The 21,217-nt window shown below is 50.0% G+C and carries 16 protein-coding genes; 8 read left to right on the top strand and 8 right to left on the bottom strand.

All coding sequences use genetic code 11. The features are described 5' to 3' along the window. Positions 1-117 precede the first annotated feature (117 nt). Positions 118-1,275 (top strand): right-handed parallel beta-helix repeat-containing protein, encoded by a 1,158-nt coding sequence (locus tag Mal48_RS15660; RefSeq protein WP_145201501.1) that lies wholly within the window; start codon positions 118-120, stop codon positions 1,273-1,275. A gap of 93 nt (positions 1,276-1,368) precedes the next feature. On the opposite strand, the gene Mal48_RS15655 is transcribed toward Mal48_RS15660, so the two are convergent. The 3 genes from Mal48_RS15655 to Mal48_RS15645 form a co-directional block, all read right to left on the bottom strand. Beyond that, positions 1,369-3,495, bottom strand: a complete 2,127-nt coding sequence (locus Mal48_RS15655) for a pilus assembly protein TadG-related protein (protein WP_145201498.1) — start codon at positions 3,493-3,495, stop codon at positions 1,369-1,371. 139 nt (positions 3,496-3,634) lie between these two features. Next, a complete protein-coding gene (locus Mal48_RS15650) occupies positions 3,635-4,129 on the bottom strand; it encodes a TadE family protein (protein WP_145201495.1) in 495 nt (164 codons plus the stop codon). 11 nt (positions 4,130-4,140) lie between these two features. Further along, the gene (locus Mal48_RS15645; RefSeq protein ID WP_145201492.1) at positions 4,141-4,617 is read right to left on the bottom strand and encodes a TadE/TadG family type IV pilus assembly protein; all 477 of its coding nucleotides are present in this window, start codon (positions 4,615-4,617) and stop codon (positions 4,141-4,143) included. 306 nt (positions 4,618-4,923) lie between these two features. Between Mal48_RS15645 and Mal48_RS15640 the strand changes: the two genes are divergently transcribed. From Mal48_RS15640 to Mal48_RS15615, 6 genes are all read left to right on the top strand, one after another. Beyond that, on the top strand, positions 4,924-5,586 hold the full coding sequence (locus Mal48_RS15640; protein WP_145201490.1) for a MotA/TolQ/ExbB proton channel family protein: 663 nt from the start codon (positions 4,924-4,926) through the stop codon (positions 5,584-5,586). Continuing rightward, on the top strand, positions 5,583-6,332 hold the full coding sequence (locus tag Mal48_RS15635; protein WP_145201487.1) for a hypothetical protein: 750 nt from the start codon (positions 5,583-5,585) through the stop codon (positions 6,330-6,332). The genes Mal48_RS15640 and Mal48_RS15635 overlap by 4 nt, the downstream gene beginning before the upstream one ends. Positions 6,333-6,650: 318 nt before the next feature. Further along, entirely contained in the window at positions 6,651-7,172 is a 522-nt protein-coding gene (locus Mal48_RS15630; RefSeq protein ID WP_145201484.1) for a hypothetical protein, read from the top strand. 269 nt (positions 7,173-7,441) lie between these two features. After that, complete coding sequence (locus Mal48_RS15625) at positions 7,442-8,308, top strand: sensor histidine kinase (protein WP_145201481.1); 867 nt, start codon at positions 7,442-7,444, stop codon at positions 8,306-8,308. A 37-nt stretch (positions 8,309-8,345) separates the two neighbouring features. Continuing rightward, positions 8,346-9,590 carry an ArnT family glycosyltransferase gene (locus Mal48_RS15620; protein ID WP_145201478.1) on the top strand — a complete coding sequence of 415 codons (1,245 nt, stop codon included), beginning with the start codon at positions 8,346-8,348 and terminating at the stop codon, positions 9,588-9,590. Positions 9,591-9,631: 41 nt separating this feature from the next. Continuing rightward, entirely contained in the window at positions 9,632-11,449 is a 1,818-nt protein-coding gene (locus tag Mal48_RS15615) for an ExeA family protein (RefSeq protein WP_145201474.1), read from the top strand. 23 nt (positions 11,450-11,472) lie between these two features. Here Mal48_RS15615 and Mal48_RS15610 read toward each other — a convergent pair whose 3' ends face one another. Next, entirely contained in the window at positions 11,473-12,576 is a 1,104-nt protein-coding gene (locus tag Mal48_RS15610) for a hypothetical protein (protein WP_145201472.1), read from the bottom strand. Positions 12,577-12,896: 320 nt separating this feature from the next. Here Mal48_RS15610 and Mal48_RS15605 point away from each other — a divergent pair, with 320 nt between their 5' ends. Further along, the gene (locus Mal48_RS15605; RefSeq protein WP_145201469.1) at positions 12,897-13,937 is read left to right on the top strand and encodes a hypothetical protein; all 1,041 of its coding nucleotides are present in this window, start codon (positions 12,897-12,899) and stop codon (positions 13,935-13,937) included. Between the two features lie 633 nt (positions 13,938-14,570). Here the strand turns inward: Mal48_RS15605 and Mal48_RS15600 are convergent. The 4 genes from Mal48_RS15600 to Mal48_RS15585 all read right to left on the bottom strand — a co-directional run bounded on the left by Mal48_RS15600 (position 14,571) and on the right by Mal48_RS15585 (position 20,592). Then, positions 14,571-15,236 (bottom strand): hypothetical protein, encoded by a 666-nt coding sequence (locus Mal48_RS15600; RefSeq protein WP_145201466.1) that lies wholly within the window; start codon positions 15,234-15,236, stop codon positions 14,571-14,573. Between the two features lie 344 nt (positions 15,237-15,580). Then, on the bottom strand, positions 15,581-18,007 hold the full coding sequence (locus Mal48_RS15595) for a tape measure protein (protein ID WP_145201463.1): 2,427 nt from the start codon (positions 18,005-18,007) through the stop codon (positions 15,581-15,583). A 114-nt stretch (positions 18,008-18,121) separates the two neighbouring features. Then, positions 18,122-20,092, bottom strand: a complete 1,971-nt coding sequence (locus tag Mal48_RS15590; protein WP_145201460.1) for a phage major capsid protein — start codon at positions 20,090-20,092, stop codon at positions 18,122-18,124. Further along, entirely contained in the window at positions 20,092-20,592 is a 501-nt protein-coding gene (locus Mal48_RS15585; protein WP_145201457.1) for a hypothetical protein, read from the bottom strand. The genes Mal48_RS15590 and Mal48_RS15585 overlap by 1 nt, the downstream gene beginning before the upstream one ends. Positions 20,593-21,217: the final 625 nt, after the last annotated feature.

The following is a 21,217-nucleotide window of genomic DNA, read 5'->3' as shown; positions in this document are numbered from 1 at the left end:
CCGTAAGCCCCGCTCGATAAGTCCGGGGATTTTTTTGTCGGTTTGGTGTATCATTTTTTCCGTTCGTGCTGCTTCGCACGTGAATCCTCCCGAGGCCCACTATCAGGAACTTATTACATGACACCGCTCTTCAAGCACGCCGTTTGCCTGCTCACCATCCTCTTTGTCGCAACGACAACAGCAACGAAAACGACAGCTGCCGATTCCACCTCAACGAAGCAGGTCATCAACGCAGCAAAATTTGATTCCCTGCAAGCTGCTCTGGATGCTCTCCCCAAAGAGGGTGGAGTTGTTTTACTCCCACCGGGCAAATTCGAAATCACAGAGCCACTTCGCCTGGGAGTTGGTGATGTCTCCTTGCGAGGCTCCGGAACCGCCACGCACATCATCAACAAAAACGAAGCGGGCGAGCCAGCATTGCTCATTGCACATCCAGAGTGCAAGAACGCCAAGACAGACCGCAAGTTCAACTTGTGGAGAGTACACGTCACTGATTTGCGAATCACTGGCAACGAGAAAAGCGGTGCGGGGATCGAAGCTCGACAGGTCAATGAAATCTATCTCGAAGGAATTACTCTCAGTGAAAATGGTGGAGACGGCGTTTTCCTGAACTACTGTTATGAAGATCCGCGTATCGTGGATTCACTCTTTACCTACAACAAGAAAAACGGAGTTAACTTGGCTGGCTGTCACGATATCGTCGTGAATGCCAATCACTTTGAGGAAAATCAAGACGCCTTACTCTGCACAGATGGGTACAACCTGTGCATGAATGGAAATAACCTCGATGACCACCTTGGTCATGGGGTGATCATTGAAAACACATACGGCAGTGTTCTGTCAGGAAATATGATTGAAGAGTGTGCCGGGACTGGAATCATTCTGGATCGCGATTGCTACGGCATCACTCTCAGTGCTAACGTGATTGCTCATAACGGAGCGGGCATCGACCTTCGTGATGCTCATGGCTGTGCGGTCTCAGCAAATACGTTTACGATTCTGAAAACAAATGCTCTTCGTATTGGTCCCGATAGTGGACGCATCACTGTGACTGGGAACAATTTTTCGAACAGCTACATCGGAGAGAAATCGATCAAACGTAAAGTGGACGATGCAGCCGCTGGCGGGATGTTGATCGACAATGCAGCCAACATCAGCATCACTGGTAACGTCTTCTCAGGATTGACTGAAAAGGCAGTCACCTTGAAAGGTGAGCGGAAGAATATCGTCTTCGCCAGCAATGTTCTGGTAGATGTTGAAAGCGATCTTGAGTAGAGAACGAAGAAGTCCTGATCCGTTGACGTAAATAAAAAATGCCCGGCTCGAAATTTCGAGCCGGGCATCTCATTTCTACAAGTGACTTGCCGTTTAATCCTGATTCATCAACTTCGCTGGAGGCACGAACGAGGCGATTCGGTGGAAGGCTTGTTCGACTTCGCTTTCCATATCGGCAACACTGGCTCCTCCAGGAACATCAATAAAGTGTCCGCCTGCAAGATGAGCGATTGCCCTCATCAGGTTTCGGTCTGCATCGATCCCCACACTCATCGTGTGAACCGTGATTCCATTCTGAACGGCGTCGTAGGCAGTGCGTAACACGTATCGACGTTGCGAACTGTTGGTGTAGTAATCACTGTTTCCGTCACCATCGTAGTCAAACAGTTCGTCCCAATCCCATCCGTGCGGAAGCGAACTGGATGCCCCCGAGTCCATGGTGTTGGTGTTACCGTCGGTCATCAGCAGGATTGTTCGCCGTGCTCCTGCCCGGGAGTTGTCCAGAATCATTTGGATTCCATCCTCCAGACCACCTCCCATGTTTGTCGCATACGAATAATGTGCAGCCTGTTTGTACTGCATCAAGTCTCGAATCGCCTGGTAGTTATCGGTGATCGGCTCGGAAGAGATATTGACCGATGGGACATTTGGATCTGAGTCGTACATCGTTTTTTCTTGACGGTGGGAAGTGTCGTAACTGACCATCCCCAGGTGATCGTCAAATCCAAGATCTTCGAGGAAGTCGCAAAGCAACAGGTGCCCTTCCTTGATCGCATGGAAAGGGAAGTGACGTGTTTTCCAGAGGTCTGGAGTTTCCCAGTGACCGGGATAATCCCGCAGGATGTAATTCATCAAGGTCAGCCCGCCGTAAGTTTCGCGGAAACCTCGGCTGGAGAATTCAGAGTAGTTCCGAGCATGGTTGATAAATCCGTCCCAACTTCCCCGAGGATACGGGTAACTACCAGTCAACCCGAAGGCCTGTTTGACTTCCCAGTTGCTATCATCGAACTGAAGTGTGACCTCATTCCCTCCGTTAGGAGCGTTGAAGTAGTACCAGTACGATCTTCCGTCTAACACTTCGAGGTACATATAGTCCATCTCTTTCCACGAACTGTACGACGCATTGTATGGGCCGTTGCTCCCGTAGGAACGGTAGTCTGTCGAGTTGTCGGTAAAGCCAACATAAAGCTCACGGATTCGCTGCGGTGAGGACATCGTTGCAGATTTTCGATTCGCAGCATACGTGACTGAAATTCCATTATTGGTGACGGTCACCGGTTCATTTTCCGATGGACCACGAGCAGTGACCCAGGCGGTTTCAATATTTTTTGAGCCATTAATGTTGACGCTGTTGCCGCTCAGGCCATTGAAGGTCTGGTAACTGTTATCAGTATATTTTACCTGAACTTTTTCGATCTCTCCGGCGCTTGTCACTTCGAGATCGTCGTATTTAAACGTGACGGTCGCAGAGACTCCGTAATCCGATTTCGTAGTCGTGAGGTACTGAGGAGTAAATGCCAGCGAGCCCGTATTTGGCATTTGAAGATCGTTCCACACCAGTTCCAGATTCTGTTCAATTTGCGAATCGGAGAGACGTGCGGATGATTCGTTGTTGAAGTAGCTGTCAAAGTTCATGGATCGTGAAAAGTCGTGTACGACGACAATATCTCGCGACTCGACATACGCGACCGCTTGTGCAACGATGGTTGAGTAGCGATCTCCCGTCACACCTGCGAAGAAGAGTTTCAACTTTCCATCCTGAGCGGAAGTGTCATTGTTGTCTCGACGAGCAATGACTTTCACGACGTTCGACGGAGAAGCGTTCCAGGTGACATCGAACTCTTGGGTCGACTCATTGAAGGAGCGACGACCAAAGATGACGTCGATCTGCTTATCAATGAAAACATCATTCAGGGATGCAACATCCTTGGCGGCGATGCGAGCCTGATCTCGTGAATATTGAGTGACATCCGCGGTTCCAACAGGTGCGGTGTTGACGGCGTTTGTGATTTCCTGTGCGGCAGCCAATGCAGCAGCATCGACGGCATTTTGCATCCGTGTCTTCACCAGATTGATGTATCCGATGTCGACCGCGAGGGAGACAAACGTTAAACACCCGACCAGACAAATTGCTGAAAGGACAATGAACGCCCCTTTTCGGGTTGTTGATTCATCCTCCTTCAACAAATGAAGTTGGTTTGTAAAATGTTGGATTTTCATGGTGGATTCTCTTCAGGTGTAGTGTTGCCCACTCTCTTCTAGAACACTTTCGTGTTTAATGTGTCCGTGAAGATCGCATTTTCATGCGATGGATCACTCATCTCCACGAGACAGTTCACGTTATTTTTTCAAAATTGCTCTAGCTTGAAAGATCCGAGCGACCCAGGCGAAAGACAATTTTTGACGTCAGCGTTTGCCCACTCATGATTTTGATAGGAAACGTACTGACATCCGCATAAGCGACAGTAGCGGTGAGCTGAAAGTTTTTCAGGTAGTTACTCGGGTCATCCAGGTCAAAGTCCTGTCCAGCTTTGGCGCCATCTGCATGCGTGAGTGTTAGAGTCACTTCGTCCCCAGGGACGCCATTGGCTTTCAACACATTTCGGATATCGAGTAAAACTTTTTCTTCTGTCGTCATTCCGGGTGGGACGACACCGTTGTAGTGCATCGATGCCAAACGTCCCCCTTCCCGGAGGGCCGAAGTCATATTTGTTGAAACGTCCAGAGCGCGGCCCATTTCAGCAACACCAAAGATCAGTGAGATGAAAATCGGAGCAACGATCGCGAACTCCACCGCAGCAGCACCTGTTCGTTGATCGCGAGTTCGACTTTGAGATTGAGTGGATATTTTCATTTCACGAGTCCTTATTCGTGTCGCATGACGGATTGGCCGGAGAGAGTCAGTCCATCGAGCCAGATTGGGGGAATCAGGGCCACTTGGTCGTAAGGGACAGTCACGCGGACAACAAACAGGTCGCGAGTTTCGAGATCGCTGAGTTCAACAGCTGTCAGCGTTGATGAATCAAATGTGTCTGCGTTGTAATTCGGGGAATCAAAGACCGATCCATCCAGGACCGAAACAGTCGCAGTCGCAGGGCTCAGGGATTTGGTCAAGTACGAATTCGCTTTCGCAATCGTCTGTGCCGAGGTCACTCCTTCAACAACACCGAAACGCGCAGCACGTTTTGCAGAAGCATTTAATGTGTTAATCACCAGGTAAACGTGCGAAACTTCCAGAATCATTGCCAGGAAGACGACAAACAATGACGAGACGAGTGCAAACTCAACGAGGACTGCACCAGACCGTGCTTTCTCAGACTTTCGCGGGGTTAAAATTCTCATTGGACCGACTTGTCTAGGGGAGAAGACTTTACAACTTCCTAATAGCTAGCTTGCGGTTTGCCACGAGGTCCCATGAATTTCAAAATGCCGTAATTTTTTTGAAAAAAACTGAATTTTAGCAAAACCGCTTCTGAATAATTCGTTTCATTCATTCACCAAACACAATCAAAATGATGCAGAAAGGCGTCGCGTCGATACAATCCGACGCATGGATTGCCAACTTACGATTGACGTAGCGTCTCTTGCTCGCAATCGTTAATCCGTGAACGAAAAAGACTGATCACCGCCAACGGCTGACCAACTGTTATGAATGAACTGCTCCAATATCTTTCGACGCTGTCCTCACTCATTATTGGGATGGTCTTTTGCGTGCACCTGTTTCTGTTTTTCGTGCTGTGGTTATGGTCACGTCGAGACCTGAAGAAGATTGCCTCGGCGCTCTTTGATTTCACACGAGGGCTAAAGAACCAAAGCCTCCTCGATTCGACCGCTCATTTGTCTGACCAAATCGACGCGTTTCTTTCAGACGTGAACGATGTTCTGGACGAAGCCGACCGCCAGGCGGATCGCCGAGCTCTACTCGAACGGATGCGTGTGCTGGATGAAAAACGTCGCTATTTGAACTCAATGTTCTTTGAGACGACCTACAACATGGGGCGCACAATGATCGAGGCCTACCCGCTCGCCGGCGTTCTCGGGACGATCCTGGCAATCGGAGTCGCACTGCAAACAAGTGCGGCAACACAATCGACAGCGACCGTCGGCATCATTCTCGGACGGTTCGGAGACGCAATCTGGTCCACGGCAGCTGGCTTGCTCGCCGCGATGATTTTGATGTTCGTGAATAGTTGCCTCGAACCTGCATTTAATCGGCTTTCAGAGAATCGTCAGCATGTGAGAGAAACAGTCTCGCGAGTCAAACGTGAGTTGGCTTTTGTGCCATCCGCCTCTGAGGAGGATGAAGAATGATCGTTCCTAGAAAAATGACTCTGCAATTGACTCCACTGTTGGACTTATTGTTAATCGTAATCTTTGCGCAGTATCTCGAAGTTCAGGAGACGCAGGTTGTAGTTGAAAAAAATGCGGCTGCTGCTTTGGTTGAACGTGATGAAGCCGTTGCAGCCATGACTCAGATGGAAGAGCGACTTCAATTTGCCGAAGCCAATCTCGAAGAAACTCTTGAGCGGGAACGGATCGTCGCAAAGTTGCTGTCTGAACTCTTCGAGATTCCAGACCAGGACATTGAAAAAATTCTCAGGCGACAGCTCTCTTCAGGAGTTTTATCAGATGTTGACCTGGAGAATCTCAAGGAGCGAATCCGACAGCTTTCTGATGAGAAGTCAAACCAGATCGTTTCCCACCTTCTCGCTTACGAGGAAATCCGGAAACGTTGTGACGTCTGGAACATCCATGTAACACCGCAAAACTATCTCACGCTCACGAGCGATAATACGACCCTGCGAATGCAATTCCCTCGAGATCTTTCGACCGATTTTGCTCAGCAGGATTTTATCAATCGCTTTATTGAACTCGCTCATACGTTGCCGGAACCGAAGAGTCTCGTCATCCTCATGTTGACTTACGAGAGTGAATCAACTGAAGGCGATCTCGAACCGGTGCAGGAGGCGCTCCCGCAAATCACTGTCCGCCTCAATTTCGAAAGTGCTGGTCGATCACGTTACGATTACGCAGACCTTGGCATGCGGATTGAATAATTCACGATCCGATTCTCGAATTCAGAAATTGTCTTTTACTGAAGCGTGACAGTTTCAGTAGCTTGGTGAGCGACGCTTTTCAGCTGCAGCGCCAGCGAATTGCCAGAATATTGCCTGCACCGTTTCGAGATCTGTCGCGACCGGAAGCTTACGCTCTGGGCTTCATGCACACCTCGCCACGAAGCAGGGCGCGAACATCAATTCGAAAATGCTATCATTCGTCTCGATTTGGGGATTCGACAACACACGTAGATGTTCATATCATCTCTGTTCAAAGTGTAGGTTCTCTTTGATCAAAATTTGCTTCTGGAAGAAATCATGCAAGTACGAAAGCGATATCTTGGAGGCGCTGCCGTAATCGTTGGGCTGGCGATTTACTTAAGCCAGTTCTTTGCAGGGATGGGGACTGGAACAGGAAACGATCAAGGTGATCAACCGTCGGAGAGTGTCGCCACAGGTGATGCAACGACAGGAGATCCTGCAACTGATAACGGCGAAGCCCCCGATTTGAATAATGTCTCAGCGACCGGAAATCTCGACTCCACGATGATGTCGTCGACCACTGAGGACGCAGTGCCAAAAAAAATGATTACGATCACAATACATGAAGATCGTTACCGATTAACAACAGACACCGACCCGATGACCGGCGTCGACATCTCTCAAAGCGAAGTTGTCCAGCAAACCCAGAAAGCGACCGGAGGAGAACAGGGCGTGAAGCTTCGAGTCCTGCGTCAGAAAAATGCACAAGTCGGAGCGAAACTCGGATTGTACGAGGCACTGAACAACGCTGGGGTAAAACGTGAAGAGATTCAGGAAGTTTCTGGTTTTATCGACTAGAGCATCTTTCGAATTGGGTATTAAGTGTCCCATTTCGCTCTTGGTGAGCAGTCTATGAGCTCGTGAATGTGATCTTCACGGGCAGGACAAGCATTGTAAATGCCCTATCGTGAATTTGTTCTGGACAGCTTTCCTATCTTGCCAATCTTGGGTGACTCAATGGTTCTGCACATTGATGGGCCTCTGGGCAGGAACCGAATGAAGTCTGTCGAGAAGTGTGCCGATTCTGCCAATAGCGAGTCCTCATACCCTCTGACCCCAGTGAGAACATGTCGACACATCAGGACCTCGATTCCTCGAATACAGAACCTCTTCAACTAGAGCAACTTCAGCTGCGACTTGAAGAACTGCAGGAGCAGCTTTTGCAGTCCCAGAAAATGGGATCGCTTGGAGAGCTGAGTTCGTCGATCGCTCATGAGTTCAACAATATCCTGACGACGATCATCAACTACGCGAAGCTCGGCCTGCGTCAAAAGGACGCCGACGCCCGGACCAAAGCATTCGATAAAATTCTGAGTGCCAGTCAGAGAGCAGCCAAAATTACGACCGGGATGCTTTCTTACGCTCGATCCAGTTCTGATCGACGAGAGTCCCATAATTTGGCGTCGCTGTTGAATGATGTCTTAATTCTCGTTGAGAAGGATTTCAAAGTTCACCGAATCGGACTCGACGTCAACATTTCTGCCGACCCGTACGCCTCTGTGAACGCAGGTCAAATTCAACAAGTGTTGTTGAATTTGATAGTCAACGCCCGGCAGGCGATGGAACCGGGACGCACCTTGACGATTACGGTTTCGGAAAACAAAGACGACAAAATGGCGGAAATTTGCATCAAGGATCAAGGGACGGGAATTCCGGCCGATGTCCTTCCGCACATCTTTGAGAAGTTTTTCACCACGAAGAAAGCTGACAAAAACGGGCAGGGAGGCACTGGACTTGGCCTGTCAATGTGCAAAGATGTGATGGAATCCCATAATGGTCGCATTCGTGTTGAAAGCGCCGTTGGACATGGGACAAAATTTACTCTTCGTTTTCCTTGTAGTTCTCAGCCAGCCTTTGGTTTGAAATCGAGCGAAAACGCCAACCACAATCCTCAGCCGGAACCCTCTTCTGCCACCGAAACGTCATTCGTCTGATGCCTGGATTCTGCTCAGCATTCTGATTTGCTGTGCAGTGTTGCGACTTTGCTTTATTGCAATTCGATACGATGAGCTGAATGAAGATCCCGATTCCTATCTGGGTATCGCCAGAAATCTCATATCCTGGCGAGGCTACTCCACTCCGGGAACTGAAACACCAACGGCATTCCGTCCGCCGCTCTACCCGATATTGATTGCACCGATCTCTGCCGAGAGTGCAGCTTGGGCACGTGGAACGCTCAATATTCTGGCGGTAGTGTGTGCATCGATTTTCATCTGGAAATCGGCAATTTCACTAAGGTTATCTCGATCGGGGCAGATTCTGGCTGTTCTGGTCTACGGGCTGGACCCACTTCTTGTACGGTATTCATCACTCTCGATGACAGAGTCGGTCTGTTCATTGATGTCTGCGATGCTGCTCTGGAGGCTCGTCCAACAGGAGCCACCGAATCAAAACCTGAACTTGAAAACGCCCTCCTGGAAAACATCATTGCTGACAGGGATTGTCTTCGGATTGTGCGTCCTGACCCGGCCAACATTCTGGGCATTTGGTGGACTCTATTTTTTATGGACGCTCTTCAGTTTGAAGTTTCAGAAAGGGGCAGGAACCTCGCAATTGGTCCGCCGACTCGCATTTGCTGGCTTGGGAGTGAGCATCCTCGTTGGTCCGTGGCTCGTGCGAAATTGCATCGTGTTTCATTCTCCCATTCTGATGACGTCCCACGGGGGCTATACCGTTCTACTCGGGAATAACGAAGCGTTTTACGCAGAAGTTGTGGAGCAACCCTGGGGGACGGTTTGGGATGGTTCCAAAGGCCCGGGGCAAGGAGTGTGGGCTCACGAAGTCAATCAAAAGCTGGATCAACTTGAGCTCTTCTCTGAAGTCGAACGTGACCGCTGGATGGCGAATCAGGCCAGAGAAACAATCCGCAACAACCCGACGCTCTTCTTAAAAGCCTGCTGGTTGCGATTCATTCGATTCTGGAACATCTCTCCCAGTGGACCTGCTGCAGAGAACATTCCGATCACAGTTCTTCGATTGGTGAGCCTGTATTACATCGTACTCTGGGGATTTGTTGCGGTCGGATTGGTTCGCATTGTTCGTTCTGCTCTAGCACAGCGAATGCGGTGGAGCCCAGTATTACTGCTAGTAATCTCCTTCACATGTGTGCATCTGATCTATTGGAGCAACGTCAGGATGCGAGCTCCCATTGTTCCCGCTCTTGCTTTGATAGCAGCGGCTGCAATCTCTCGAAACCAATCAACGCATCAGCAATGATTGAACGGTAGAATCGATATAATCGGAACGAGTGACACTCCGTGAAATCGATTACACCGGTTGTTCCAGGAGTCCCTGATTTCCTGAACGGAACGGTCCCTCCGGTTCGATCTCTCTCTACAGGGTCCGCCAACATATTCTGGTTGGCGATTAGTAACGTCGGCTCATATCTCAACGGAAGAGGTGTCTCTGTGTACGAAGGATTTTTTGGTCTTTCGAAACGTCCTTTCTCTGCTGTTCCGAATCCCGATTCATTTGTCGGGTTCGAACCAGCTCGAGAGGCGCTCGATGCACTGCTGACGTGTATCACGCAAGCACGTGGAATTGCCGTAATGACTTCCGCTGCGGGATTAGGCAAAACCCTGCTCTGCAAGCGACTCGCGGAAGATGCCGAATCTCAATTTCAGTCCATCTATCTGAGTACATCCGCGTTCAGCACGCGGCGTGCGCTGTTGCAAGCGATTCTGTACGAATTCGGTGTCGAATACGAAGGGCTGACGGAGCAGGAAGCGCGGCTGAAGATTCTCGAAGCATCGCGTGCCATCGCTGCCGATGGGCGACTGTTGTTGATTCTTGTTGACGAAGCTCACCTGTTGAATAACCGACTCTTTGAGGAACTTCGCGGTCTTACAGATTATGCTCCAGACGGAGAAGCATTGATCCGTTTGGTTTTGAGTGGGCAATTTGAGCTCGAAGAGAAACTGACCGACCCGGCGCTCTCGGCGGTCAATCAGCGGATCGGTTGCCAGATCTGTCTGGAGCCTCTTTCATTCGAACAGTCAGCGGAACTTCTCGTCAAGAAACTTGAATGGGCTGGGGCGGAAGAAATCGAGTCCATCATCACGGATTCGGCTCTTGAAGCGATTTGCCGCGCCAGCGACGGGAACCCTCGCTGCTTGTGCCAATTGGCCGATCACAGCTTCTTGCTGGCGTTTGCCGAAGAGGAAAAACCGATTTCCAGAAACTCCGTCGTTGCAGCCCTTGATGACCTCAAAGAACTGCCACTGCATTGGAATGATCTTCCTGATGACGGCCTGGCTGCTTCCTCATTGATTCTGGATTCAGAGGAAACCGTTGCAGAAGCCTCCACGGAGCCGAATGAATTTGAAACGGAAGAGTTCGAGATCCCAGACTTCCTGAAAGAGACCGATGAAACGCGGTGCGAACAGATTTCTGATTTCGCCGATGAAGATGATCTCGAGCAGACGAAACACTTTGATCCCTCTGATGAGAACGAAATTGAGTATTCCGTGATCGAAGTGGGTGCAGAATTGAAACCGTTCGCCCCTGCCAATACTGACGACGACGAGCAGGGACTTCGCGAAGAGTCAGTCGATGAATCCGATGCGCATTTCCTCACTCTTCCCATCGAAAAGCCAATGGAAATGCAGGAAGAGACTGTTGTTGATAAGTTCGCTGAGCTAGACCGAGCTGTTGAACACAATCAGCAACCGACCTCTGAAAAGGAAAGGCCTGGGCGAGACCTTCCTGAGTGGGAGGAGAAGTCTGAAGAAGTTGCTGAAGTGGTCGATGAAAGGGAGCTTCTCGAGACCGTTGAAAGTTTGCGACGAGAGATTGGATCTGCCGTTGACGAGTCAAAAGAACGCTTTCACTCCCGACAGAAGGATCGCGATCTTGATGACTGGCAGGTGCACGATGTCGTTCAACCAGAACCCCAGCTAGAAAACGAACCTCAGGAACGCACCACGGAAACGGTCGACGTCGCCGAACCAGCTGAGGAAGCCAATCCTGAAGCTGCCGACACGGTCGAAGAAGAACCTTCACACAGGTTTGCCCAACTCTTCACCCGACTCAGCCAACGTCGCCGCCAGATTTTACAGCAACGAAACGCCAAATAACGCGACGTTGCTTTTGGAATCTATCATTCCTGCGCCGGTCCCAGATAAACAGTTGCAGGGATCGGCGTGTCGATCTGGCCATGCTTTTCGAACTGTCCTGTGATTTGCCATTTTTCAAGGACTCGCTGAAATGCAGCGTCACCTTGTTGATGTGCGCAGATCTCTTTGATCGATGCGAGTTGCTCATCGTAGTCGCTGTTCGCCATGACAGGACTGAATTCTACGATGTCGAAGTTGTAGAGATGTTCCAGAATCTGTGATGCATTTGTCAGTTCATGAACGAAGACTAAGCGATCACAAATCGCTTCCCATTGCACAGCTGAGAGTCCGCAACTTTCCAGGTAGTTCTTCTCCATTTCTTCATCGTACAGGTATGCAGCCTGATTGGCCCACGCTTCCTGAATCGATGAGACCATCTGAGGAGTGACGTCTGTCCCGTCCTGCTGGGCAATCCTTCGGATTTCTTCCTCAGTCGGTCCTCCTCGATTGACACGCCAATCCATCTCTTCAGCATAGGCTTTTTCAAATCGCGGGACGAAGTCACCCTTTGACGCTCGAGACCACGTTCGCTGAGGGCGTTCTTTAAGAAATTTCTGATAGGCTTTTGCCGGAGTTGTCAGTGGCGTGATACGAGTCAAGGGGTGATCATCTCGGCGATCCATCTGGTTTTTCTGGTCAGTCGAAATCGTAAACGACGCGCTGCCATCATCAGTCAACGAGACAATATCAAACCAGTTACCGACCATCGGATGTTCGTAGAAGACGGCATAGGTGTCGGTCTCTTCGTGCAAAAGTGCTCGAAGTTCCATCATCGCTGGGATCACGTCGAAGTCGCCGATGACCTGAAATCCCTGCTCTTGCAAGTTGCTGGTCCACTCCTCGATTTGTTGTGCATTTGACCACTCATGCCCTTCAACTCGCAACAATTGAATTCGCAATGGTGGAACACCCCCCGCATGTAGTCCGCCAGCGATCCCCGCGATTGCATCCGAAAATTTTTCGGAGAGGGAATCCGAAAGGCTCGACAACTTCCAGCGGAGCCAAAAGTATCCTCCAGCGACAAGGACGACCAGCGCGAAGATGATGGCCAGAACAATCGCTCCGACCAATTGCAGAAACTCAGCCATCCGTATTCCCTCATAGGTTCGATTGTCTATGTCTTTGTAAAGCTGCTGCATCATAAGCAGGCAATTTTTTTCTCGCCACAATAGAGGCCAGCGACTAAATAAGGAAACTATTTTGAATGAATGCTTTCAATGTCTCGAAATTTTCGAGAGAATAACGACAGACGAATTGAGTGGCGTGTGTGAGCCTCAAAATATTTTCGCTGACCAAACCGAAAAGACAGGGCCATAGCCAAAAGATTGAAGGGTAATCGTGCAAACTCTGCCTGATCCTAAATCCTGAATTTCCGTCCTCTTTCCTTGTTCCAAACAGCCAGCCAGCCGTGCGATTTCAAAAAGACACCACTCCGCCCCCCTATCTGAACCGCCGAGACCAGTACCGCATGCTCGGTCTATTCGGGATGCTGATGTTGATTGTGGTTTCCATTGAGTTCACACGGAAACCTGAAAACTGGCACTGGTTTTTCTCCTTGGGTGAAGACCCGGTTGAGGTCGAACTCAAAGAGTTATCGCTCGATGAACTCGACTTCCAGGTTTTAGACGAGGATCGGGGAACGCTTCCTCCCGACACATTTGTCGCCGTCGCAGATGAACCGACAATCCAACTGGATGAAATTGGATTCAACGTCAAGCAGATCCCGCCTGAACTTTTGGAGAACGTACAAGATAAGCGAGTCGGTTTGCTGCGAAGCGAACAGGATGCAATGGACCGCGTCTTGAAACGTGTTCGTGCGTTGAGCCAGGATGAGCTACTGGATGCAGCAGATTCCGAAATTGGCTTTCGTGTTGTCTTCACCGATTCGGAAAAATACCGAGGCCGGTTAATAGAAGTCGAGGGAACACTCTGGAGATTGCAGCCATATCCATTCGGCGATCCGGACTCAACCGAAGACGATCTCTGGCAGGGGTGGTTCTTCAGTTCGGATTCCGGAAAAAATCCGTGGGTTGTTTTTTTTGCAGAGAAGCCTGACGGGATTGAAGTCGGTGAAGGAGTAGACCGTCAAATTCGGACTGCGGGTTATTTCTTCAAGAACTATGGTTACGCTACGGAGCAAGGATTGCATATCGCTCCAATGCTCATTGCAAAAACGCTCATCGTGAAACCGCTTCCACCTGCCACCGATGCCACAACTGAAAACCTCAACCTGTATGTCTTCATCTTTATGGTGACTATCGGCGTTTTATTCGGCCTGATGATCTGGTGGTTTGTTCGCAGCGACCGCAAGTTCGACAAAAGCCACCTCGCCGAAATCGCCGAATCTCGCCACGATGCCTCCCCTGAATTCATCACCAGCCTCAGCGATCAAGCCCCGAGCGACCCAAACCAGCTCGTACTTCCCAAAGGAACCGATGAGGAAAAATAGGCTGCGTTCATTCTTAGAATCAGTCCGGAAACTTGTGGGACGCTCAATATTCTCAGGGTTCGAGAGTGCATGCTCAAGTTTCAGGATCAGTTCTTAAGCAGGCACTTCCGCTATTCAACTTTTCGAGGTGAGCTGGTTCGTCCCGTGTTCACACTCATTGAAGAGCCAAATGAGAGTGGCATCTCTCGACAAAAACGATTCAGAGAATGATTCGCACTCAGCTTGGGCGAGTGCGCAGGTAATTCAAGCCAGGAATTGTGGGGGATTCAGAAGCACCCCAGAAAAAATCAAGCCAGAAAGAGCCAACCCGCGAAGAGGCAAGTTGTTGAAGAGAAAAAGTTACCCGGCCAAGATTTGAACTTGGACTAACAGTACCAAAAACGTTTATCGAGAGATTTTCGCATTCGCTAAATGCGTGTAATAAACCTTGCTGATGGCAATTTTAATGCAGTGAAAGGTGATTCGCAACCTTGCAACGCTTTTCAGTGATTCACACCCCAAATCAGCCGAAAAGGGTCAAAAAGGGTCAGACTAACTTTACCACCCGATCAACTGTTAGTCTAAATCTGCGCATAAAAAACGCCAACGGTCGCACGATGCAACCGTTGGCGCTGTGAAGTGGTGAAGTGATTGTTAGTGTCCAAGTGAGTTTAGGAACTGCTCAAGATACCGTTTGCAGTCCTCGCGAGTCCCTTCGTTTGGTCCGATTCCGTCACTGTTCACGCGAAATGTGATCGCTTCACTTTCGGAGTTCGGCAAAGCGAATTCATACTCGCATGGTCGCAGGTTTTGAACCTCAAGTCTTTCCATCGGCCTTTTCTCGTCCTCGATGGTTTGAAGTGGCTTCACGTGAACGGCCCATTGCTTGATTTCGCAATCAGGTTCCATCATCGACTTATTGAGATCGCAGACCACCCGGCGTGCATCTGAGTTGATGAGGTTCGAAATGTGAACCGGTGGCATGGAGTATTCATTTGCTGCCGTCCAGTCATGCGGGACTTGCACGGAAGCTACATGAAACCCGCTTGGCGAGTAGACAACAACGCACCACTTCGGACAATGCGGACGATTCTTGAGAAAGTCACGATTCATCTTCACTGCCATTTCATTGGCGATGTGACGAGGCATCTTGATTGACTTCTCGCATGGAGTTGTTGTGCAACCGCCTGGCTTGAATCCCGGCTGAACCGGAATAATCATGACGCATGAATCCCCGGCCTGTTTGGGGACTGGATGCTTCGGCTCCTCGATTGGGTGGCTGTTGGTCTGAGAAACGAAACGTTCGGAAGAAACAAGCATGGTAGAACCTTTTCGGTTCTGCGAGTCCCGACACGTCAGGAGCTTCCTACAAAAAGGAAGTCCCGTCATGGAGCTCGGAAGCGTTGTCACGGTTGTAAAGAGCAACCGCCATGAGCCATTACAACTCATGGACGCACGAACCCCATGCCGGGACTCTCGATTTCTTTAATAGTTTTGACATTCTTTATGTGCTCTTCGAGAAGAGACTTTTGACAAGAGCATCATGCCATGTTTTCATTGTGGTTGTCAATGGTGTTTTTCCGGACGTGTTCTGAGTCGGCTTTTTCATCGAAACGCATCAGACAGCAAATGTCGGCTGCCAACATGGCAAAATCATCAACACCTTAGACCATACCCCATCCAGCCGCGAAACCGCCGTCACCAGCTGGATTTTCATTGAGCAAACCTTTGATGTCTCTGAGAAGTCCGTTTGAATCTTTCGCTGCTTTGCTGACTTCTGCGAGCCGCTTGTTTGCTTCCTTCTGAAGTCCACCATTGCTGTTGCGATGTCCTGAGATTTTCTCAAACGCTGCAACGCTGCCTCTGGAGATTGCTTCCGGTGTTAAATCTTGTCGGCCTCCTCCTGATCCCGTGGAAGTTTGGCCCAGTTCATCAGGTGGAGTAGCTTTTGCATCGGGATCGATTTCCATTCCGGCCACTTTGTCCTGGAGTGATCCGAGCCCCGACAACTTCGACTTGATGGCTTCATCGATTCCAGTTCGTACAACACCTGTGAGACCTGAAACGTTTTCTTGAAGTTCCTTTTCAAGTTCAGTCATCACCCGGCCTGAAATGTTTGGCATTTTCTTCAACGTCACATCGAGACTGTTCAGCAATGGTTTGTAGTCAAAATCAATGTTGACCAATCCCCCGGATGCAATCTTCGCAAACAGTTTGGTTGACCACTTCGAAACATTCCCAAATAAATTCTTAAACGATTGAGCGATGCTATTGGCTGCGGCATAGAAGACATCAACCAGCGTTCCGCCTGCCCACTTTGCATAAACTGGCAACTGCTCTGTGAGGAAGTGCTTGATAGTTTCGAATGCCTTCAGCCCATAGAGTTGAACCTGAGCAAATCCGAGTTGAGCAACGGTTTCGATGTTGTTGAAACTCCATTCCGCCGCCGCTGCGATACTGACAAATCCTTTCTGTAGATGCTCACCTGAAATGGTCATCCCGCCGCCCAGTGAATTAAAGAACTGCATTCCTATTCTGTGAATCGCACCGAACGCAGCCTTTGCAACATCAGCGAGTGCCACAAACGATGGTGTTGCGTTATCAATATGCGTTCTAACTGTTTGCCAGAAACTAATGCTCTGACTGATCAAGCTTTTGAAATCGAATGCCCTGGCGAGTTGCCCCGCCATCGATTGCCACGCCAGACCGAAGTTGTCTTTCCATGTGGAAATCAGCCCGTTGACAGTTCCGGACTGTCGAAGCATTCCACCCGCAAAGACGCCCGTCCCGGTTGCTGTGCTACGAATTGCGGCATCAAGTTCACCAAAGCCGATTTTTCCTTTAGAAAGCATGTCCATCAATCCGGCGCGATTGGTCCCGATTGCAGACTCTAATGCTGAGTAGATTGGAACACCTCGTTCAGCAAGTTGGTTGAGCGTTTCCATGGTGACTTTGCCCGTTGATTTCACCTTGGCGTAAATCTTTACGATCTCCTCGATTGGCTTACCTGTTCCGGCTGCGACATCTCCCAGCATGCGCAAATCATCTGTGATCGATCCAACCGCTGTACCAGCATTCAGCAACAACTTGGCGGAATCCCGTAAGCCCGGCAACTGGAATGGAGTTGATGCTGAGAATTCTGTCAGTTCAGATAAGAGCCATTTCGCCCGGCTCATTGATTTCAACATTGTTGTGAAGCCCGCTTCAGCCGTTTCAGCATCGGCGTAAAGCTTCAAGCCCCAACCAGTCAGACCGACGAAAGCCGCCGCCCCGACCTTGGTTAGCGTCCATAATGAACTGATCAGTTTTTTGCCAATCGCGATGGCTGTACGGCCCGCTGCCAGTCCAATATCACGAATCCCGAAAGCGATGGACCGCACCCCTGTTTTCAATGCAGATGATGCAAGTCTTGGAAGTGCCTTTGCCGTCTTGAGAATGTTGCCCGGGAGTTTCCTCAGAGTACTCGCCAGACTCTTTGCAACGTTCAACACCATCTTGAATGGTGCAATCAAGAGCTTCAGGGGAGCGAGAAGAACACTCACTGATGTTTTCAAAGCACGGACAGTGACGTTCACAATCTTTGCTGAGACTGCGACCGCTGCCAGCGCAAGAGTGATCAGCCGCAATGGTGGACTCATGAGCTTTAACGCGAAGACTGCTAGCTTCACCGTCTTCACAAGTCCCACGATGGCAACATGAACATTGAATATCGCCTTTGCCAACCATAGAACTGGTGGCACGACTGCTTTCGCGACGATCAACAATCCCTTCAATGGCAACATCAGCAATTCAAACGACTTCACAGCCGTCCAGACTCGTGAACCGAGAACCTTGATTGCACCGGATAAGCTTCCAACCGCTGACGCTGCCTTTTTCGCCATCGATGCAAGACCAGTGAACCCATAGAGAGCGCGACCGATTGACGCCGATGCTGAACCAATCGCCTGGAGACCTTTGGTGATCAAATCGAGATTGAACCCCGTGTTCGTCGCGACTGTGGAAATGCTTTCCAGACCTGTTTTCACATTGGCAACAGGATTCGTGAAACCGGATGTATCGGCCCCGATCTTAAAACTTAGGTCACCAATCATATGAATCCATCTTTCAACAACGACTTGTGAGAGCAAGAAAAAAAGCGACGTGAAGCGCTAACCCCACGCCGCTCAGGAGGCATTCGAACACCGAATGCTGTCTCATATTGGCTCTTAACCTTCTCCGGCTCCGGTCGCTTTGTAACCCGCTTTCGGATCGCCCAACGCACAACCGTAGTCGTGATAAACTCGCATCTGAACGCCGAGCTTGTCGAAGTCCGCGTCTTGAATATCAACCGTAGGTGATTGCATTCCGTTCAGGAATCCAACCGTTACTGGCTTCGTTCGTGGACCACCAAACAACATCCACTGAGTTGCTGAAGTGTTCTCGAATCGTGTTGAGTTCGCGAGACGAGGTTCAACAACCAGATGCGGAACAATGCCTTGAACTGGATTGCCGTTCGGCTGTGATTCGGTCGCGATGGCGAGAAGTTCAGCCGACTTGAGAAGGTTTCTCGCTGTCAATTCCAACGATGGACCGACAACCAACGCTTGCGGTTGAATGTCGATGTCGAATCCCTGTGAATCCCGCTGGCTTTTCATGGCCTGAATCGCAGCCCCGAGTGAATCGACATCAAGTGCCGATCCGGCTTCACCGAGATTTGAATTTCCGGATGAGAAATAGCCAGCAGCTTGAGCCCCAAGAATTGTTGACCAAATCAAATCTTTGAGACTTCGCCCGGCTGCCGCCCCGAGCATCGGCGAGAGTTCGTCAAGGAACTTCAGATCATCGTTGACTATATCGGTTCGAGTCACTGCGAGCATTTTCGCAAATGTGCCAACCGACCATTCGTACGTGGCTTCCTCGCCGATCTCGCCATGCTTGATTGCACCATCATTTCCAAGTGGATCAAGCCCCTCGATTGCAGCTGGCCGGATTCCCGTTTGAGTCCGGAAGTTTGCAGCACTGGCGATGTTGCAGAACTTTCGCCAGTCGGAAGTTGTCTCCTCGTAGGCATTCTCAAGAGTCCGGTTCATCGTGGTGCTGAGAATGTTCGGCAGACTGGAAGTGCTGAACGCCGCTTGAATCATCTTGTCATCTGACGAGTAGGAATTGCGATCCTTGCCGGACAGTTGCAACGCTGACGCCGCCAAGTCCACGAGGCTTGTGATTCGTGCCGCTCTGGCTGTCTCGCATGTTTGACCGCCAAACGCTTGAACCGCCAACTCTTCATGACCTGCGCGAATCATCAGGCTTGCTGAGAGAGCGTTCTCAGTGAGTCCACCACCTGAGCGATGTGACGCATTGAACGGTGTTGGTCGCGTCCGTGCCGAGCTTGCTTTCAGAACTTCAAGTTCCACCCGGTCAACGCTCCAATTGTTTTCAATCGCTGTGGCTGCAATCTCTGGATGCCCAGCCGCTTTGGCTTGGATCTCTGCCTGGTATCGGAAGAAATCAGAGGCAGTTGCTCGCATAGTGCCGGTCAAAGTGTCTCCATTACCCTGCGATGCGTCGTATTGTGCCTGCAAGAGTGCGGTTCCCTGTGCTGTGAGAGTCTCGGTATCAACTCCGAGTGCTTCCGTGAATTCTTCGAATGTTTGGTTTGGCATTGTGGTTTCCTGAACTGAGTGAGCAGCTTGAGCAGCTGCCGCAAGATTGACGGTTGTTGTCGAGTCGGCACCCATCGGGAGAATCGACGTTTCTTTGAGCTGCGAACGCTTCGCAACAATAACTGGACCGGTGAACGATTGACCGTTCACGCGTACTGTTTCCCCCGGTGGAATCGTGACAGCCTCTTCAACTGCCGCCCCGATTGACGCTTGCCATTTGTGACCGGCGTCTGATTGTTTAATGACCTGTTTTGCCTGGACACTTTGACCAGTGACCACCCCGGAAAGTGACAAACTGAAGCCATCGTTTTGAATGTCGTCAGTTGAGCCGAGAGTTGTTTCAACCGTTGCTTGATGGTCCATCAGGATCGGAACTGATGGCGGAACGGAAAGCCCCTGCAAATCGACAACAACCGGAAGCGGAAAACCATTGACCCGCAACGTTCCGCCGCTGTATGCCAGAATTTTGAACCGTCGCTGTTTTCCACTGCGAGCATTCAGGATAAGTCCGGCTGTGAGTTCGATTGTTTTCACTAAATCAACCCCGCAATTTCAAGTTTCGATTGCAACGCCCGGCAGAGAATCAATCTCGTTTCTGAGTCGAGTCTTTCACTGGCGATGGTTCCCAGCAATGTGCGGAAGTCAACAGCGTCAAGTTCTTCAAAAACTGTTTGTCCGATTTGACGTGCCTGGAGTTCTGCGAGTTCAACCCCGGTCATCTTGCCAACATGCTGTGAGTTCAGAAGCCAACGCCTCGATGAATTCAATAAAGCGGCAGCAACCAAGATATCTTCCGCCGACCAGAGAAAACCGTTTGAGCTCACTTCAGGAGTGACAGTTCGCGACCGGCCCCAAGAATCGAGCAAGTCAGCCGAGCAATCATAGCCACCGCCTGAACGCAAAAGTTTCACCACATCTCGAGTTGTGACCGGATATTTCGGCTCCATCGCTGCCGCTTCCCAGCATCTAGCGAGTTGTTGCTCTGCCGATTGTGGCTGTTCAACGGTTTCATGTTGTGTGGTTGAGGTTTCCATAGCTCAATTATCCTGTTTGGTGTTACTGGTGGAAGGTAAGTCCTCGTTAATTCCAAGGTTCTCTAACATTTCGCGTAGTGCAAAACGCAAATTAGAGGTGGCTATCGCACCGGCTGGAGAATTAGGAACATCATCCATGATTTCTTTAGTCGAAAACCGGTGTCCGTCATCACACACCCGATAGCGAATTACTTTCTGCGGTAGAGCGCTTCGTGTTCTTAGAACTTTTGTAGGTTTGCCGCATTGACTGCATAGAAACCGCGACTTTTTAACTTTTGGCATTGTTAGTTTTCCTCAATCAAGAAGCGGCAGTCTCTGTTTTTGAAATTTCTTATCGACAAAAAAACCTGAGATACGTAGCACGCCAGACGGTGCTGGCGCTGAGAAGAACCTGTTATGCCCCCCCCTCATTCGGCCCCCGCCTCCACTCGGTAGCCTCGAATATTCGAGGTTGTCGGGAAACGTTGCCAGTTGTAACCTCGATTAATCGAGGTTGTGACATGGGTTAATCAACGAATTCCCCGAGCTGGTATCTCTGTGCATCCATGGTGATTGGCTTCGTCTTGTGGCAGTTGCGACGTTCACGCTCATCGGCTGTCCACTCACTTTGTATCTCTTCACACAT

It is taken from the genome of Thalassoglobus polymorphus (genome assembly GCF_007744255.1).
GTDB classification, from domain to species: Bacteria; Planctomycetota; Planctomycetia; order Planctomycetales; family Planctomycetaceae; genus Thalassoglobus; species Thalassoglobus polymorphus.
The sequence above is the reverse complement of the archived record's forward strand: the minus strand, read 5'-3'. Positions and strand labels throughout refer to the sequence as shown.

What these genes read in the sequence shown, in the direction of transcription:
- Mal48_RS15660 (WP_145201501.1), top strand. Translation starts at nt 118, where the DNA reads ATGACACCGCTCTTCAAGCACGCCGTTTGCCTGCTCACCATCCTCTTT.
- Mal48_RS15655 (WP_145201498.1), bottom strand. Translation starts at nt 3,495, where the DNA reads ATGAAAATCCAACATTTTACAAACCAACTTCATTTGTTGAAGGAGGAT.
- Mal48_RS15650 (WP_145201495.1), bottom strand. Translation starts at nt 4,129, where the DNA reads ATGAAAATATCCACTCAATCTCAAAGTCGAACTCGCGATCAACGAACA.
- Mal48_RS15645 (WP_145201492.1), bottom strand. Translation starts at nt 4,617, where the DNA reads ATGAGAATTTTAACCCCGCGAAAGTCTGAGAAAGCACGGTCTGGTGCA.
- Mal48_RS15640 (WP_145201490.1), top strand. Translation starts at nt 4,924, where the DNA reads ATGAATGAACTGCTCCAATATCTTTCGACGCTGTCCTCACTCATTATT.
- Mal48_RS15635 (WP_145201487.1), top strand. Translation starts at nt 5,583, where the DNA reads ATGATCGTTCCTAGAAAAATGACTCTGCAATTGACTCCACTGTTGGAC.
- Mal48_RS15630 (WP_145201484.1), top strand. Translation starts at nt 6,651, where the DNA reads ATGCAAGTACGAAAGCGATATCTTGGAGGCGCTGCCGTAATCGTTGGG.
- Mal48_RS15625 (WP_145201481.1), top strand. Translation starts at nt 7,442, where the DNA reads ATGTCGACACATCAGGACCTCGATTCCTCGAATACAGAACCTCTTCAA.
- Mal48_RS15610 (WP_145201472.1), bottom strand. Translation starts at nt 12,576, where the DNA reads ATGGCTGAGTTTCTGCAATTGGTCGGAGCGATTGTTCTGGCCATCATC.
- Mal48_RS15600 (WP_145201466.1), bottom strand. Translation starts at nt 15,236, where the DNA reads ATGCTTGTTTCTTCCGAACGTTTCGTTTCTCAGACCAACAGCCACCCA.
- Mal48_RS15595 (WP_145201463.1), bottom strand. Translation starts at nt 18,007, where the DNA reads ATGATTGGTGACCTAAGTTTTAAGATCGGGGCCGATACATCCGGTTTC.
- Mal48_RS15585 (WP_145201457.1), bottom strand. Translation starts at nt 20,592, where the DNA reads ATGGAAACCTCAACCACACAACATGAAACCGTTGAACAGCCACAATCG.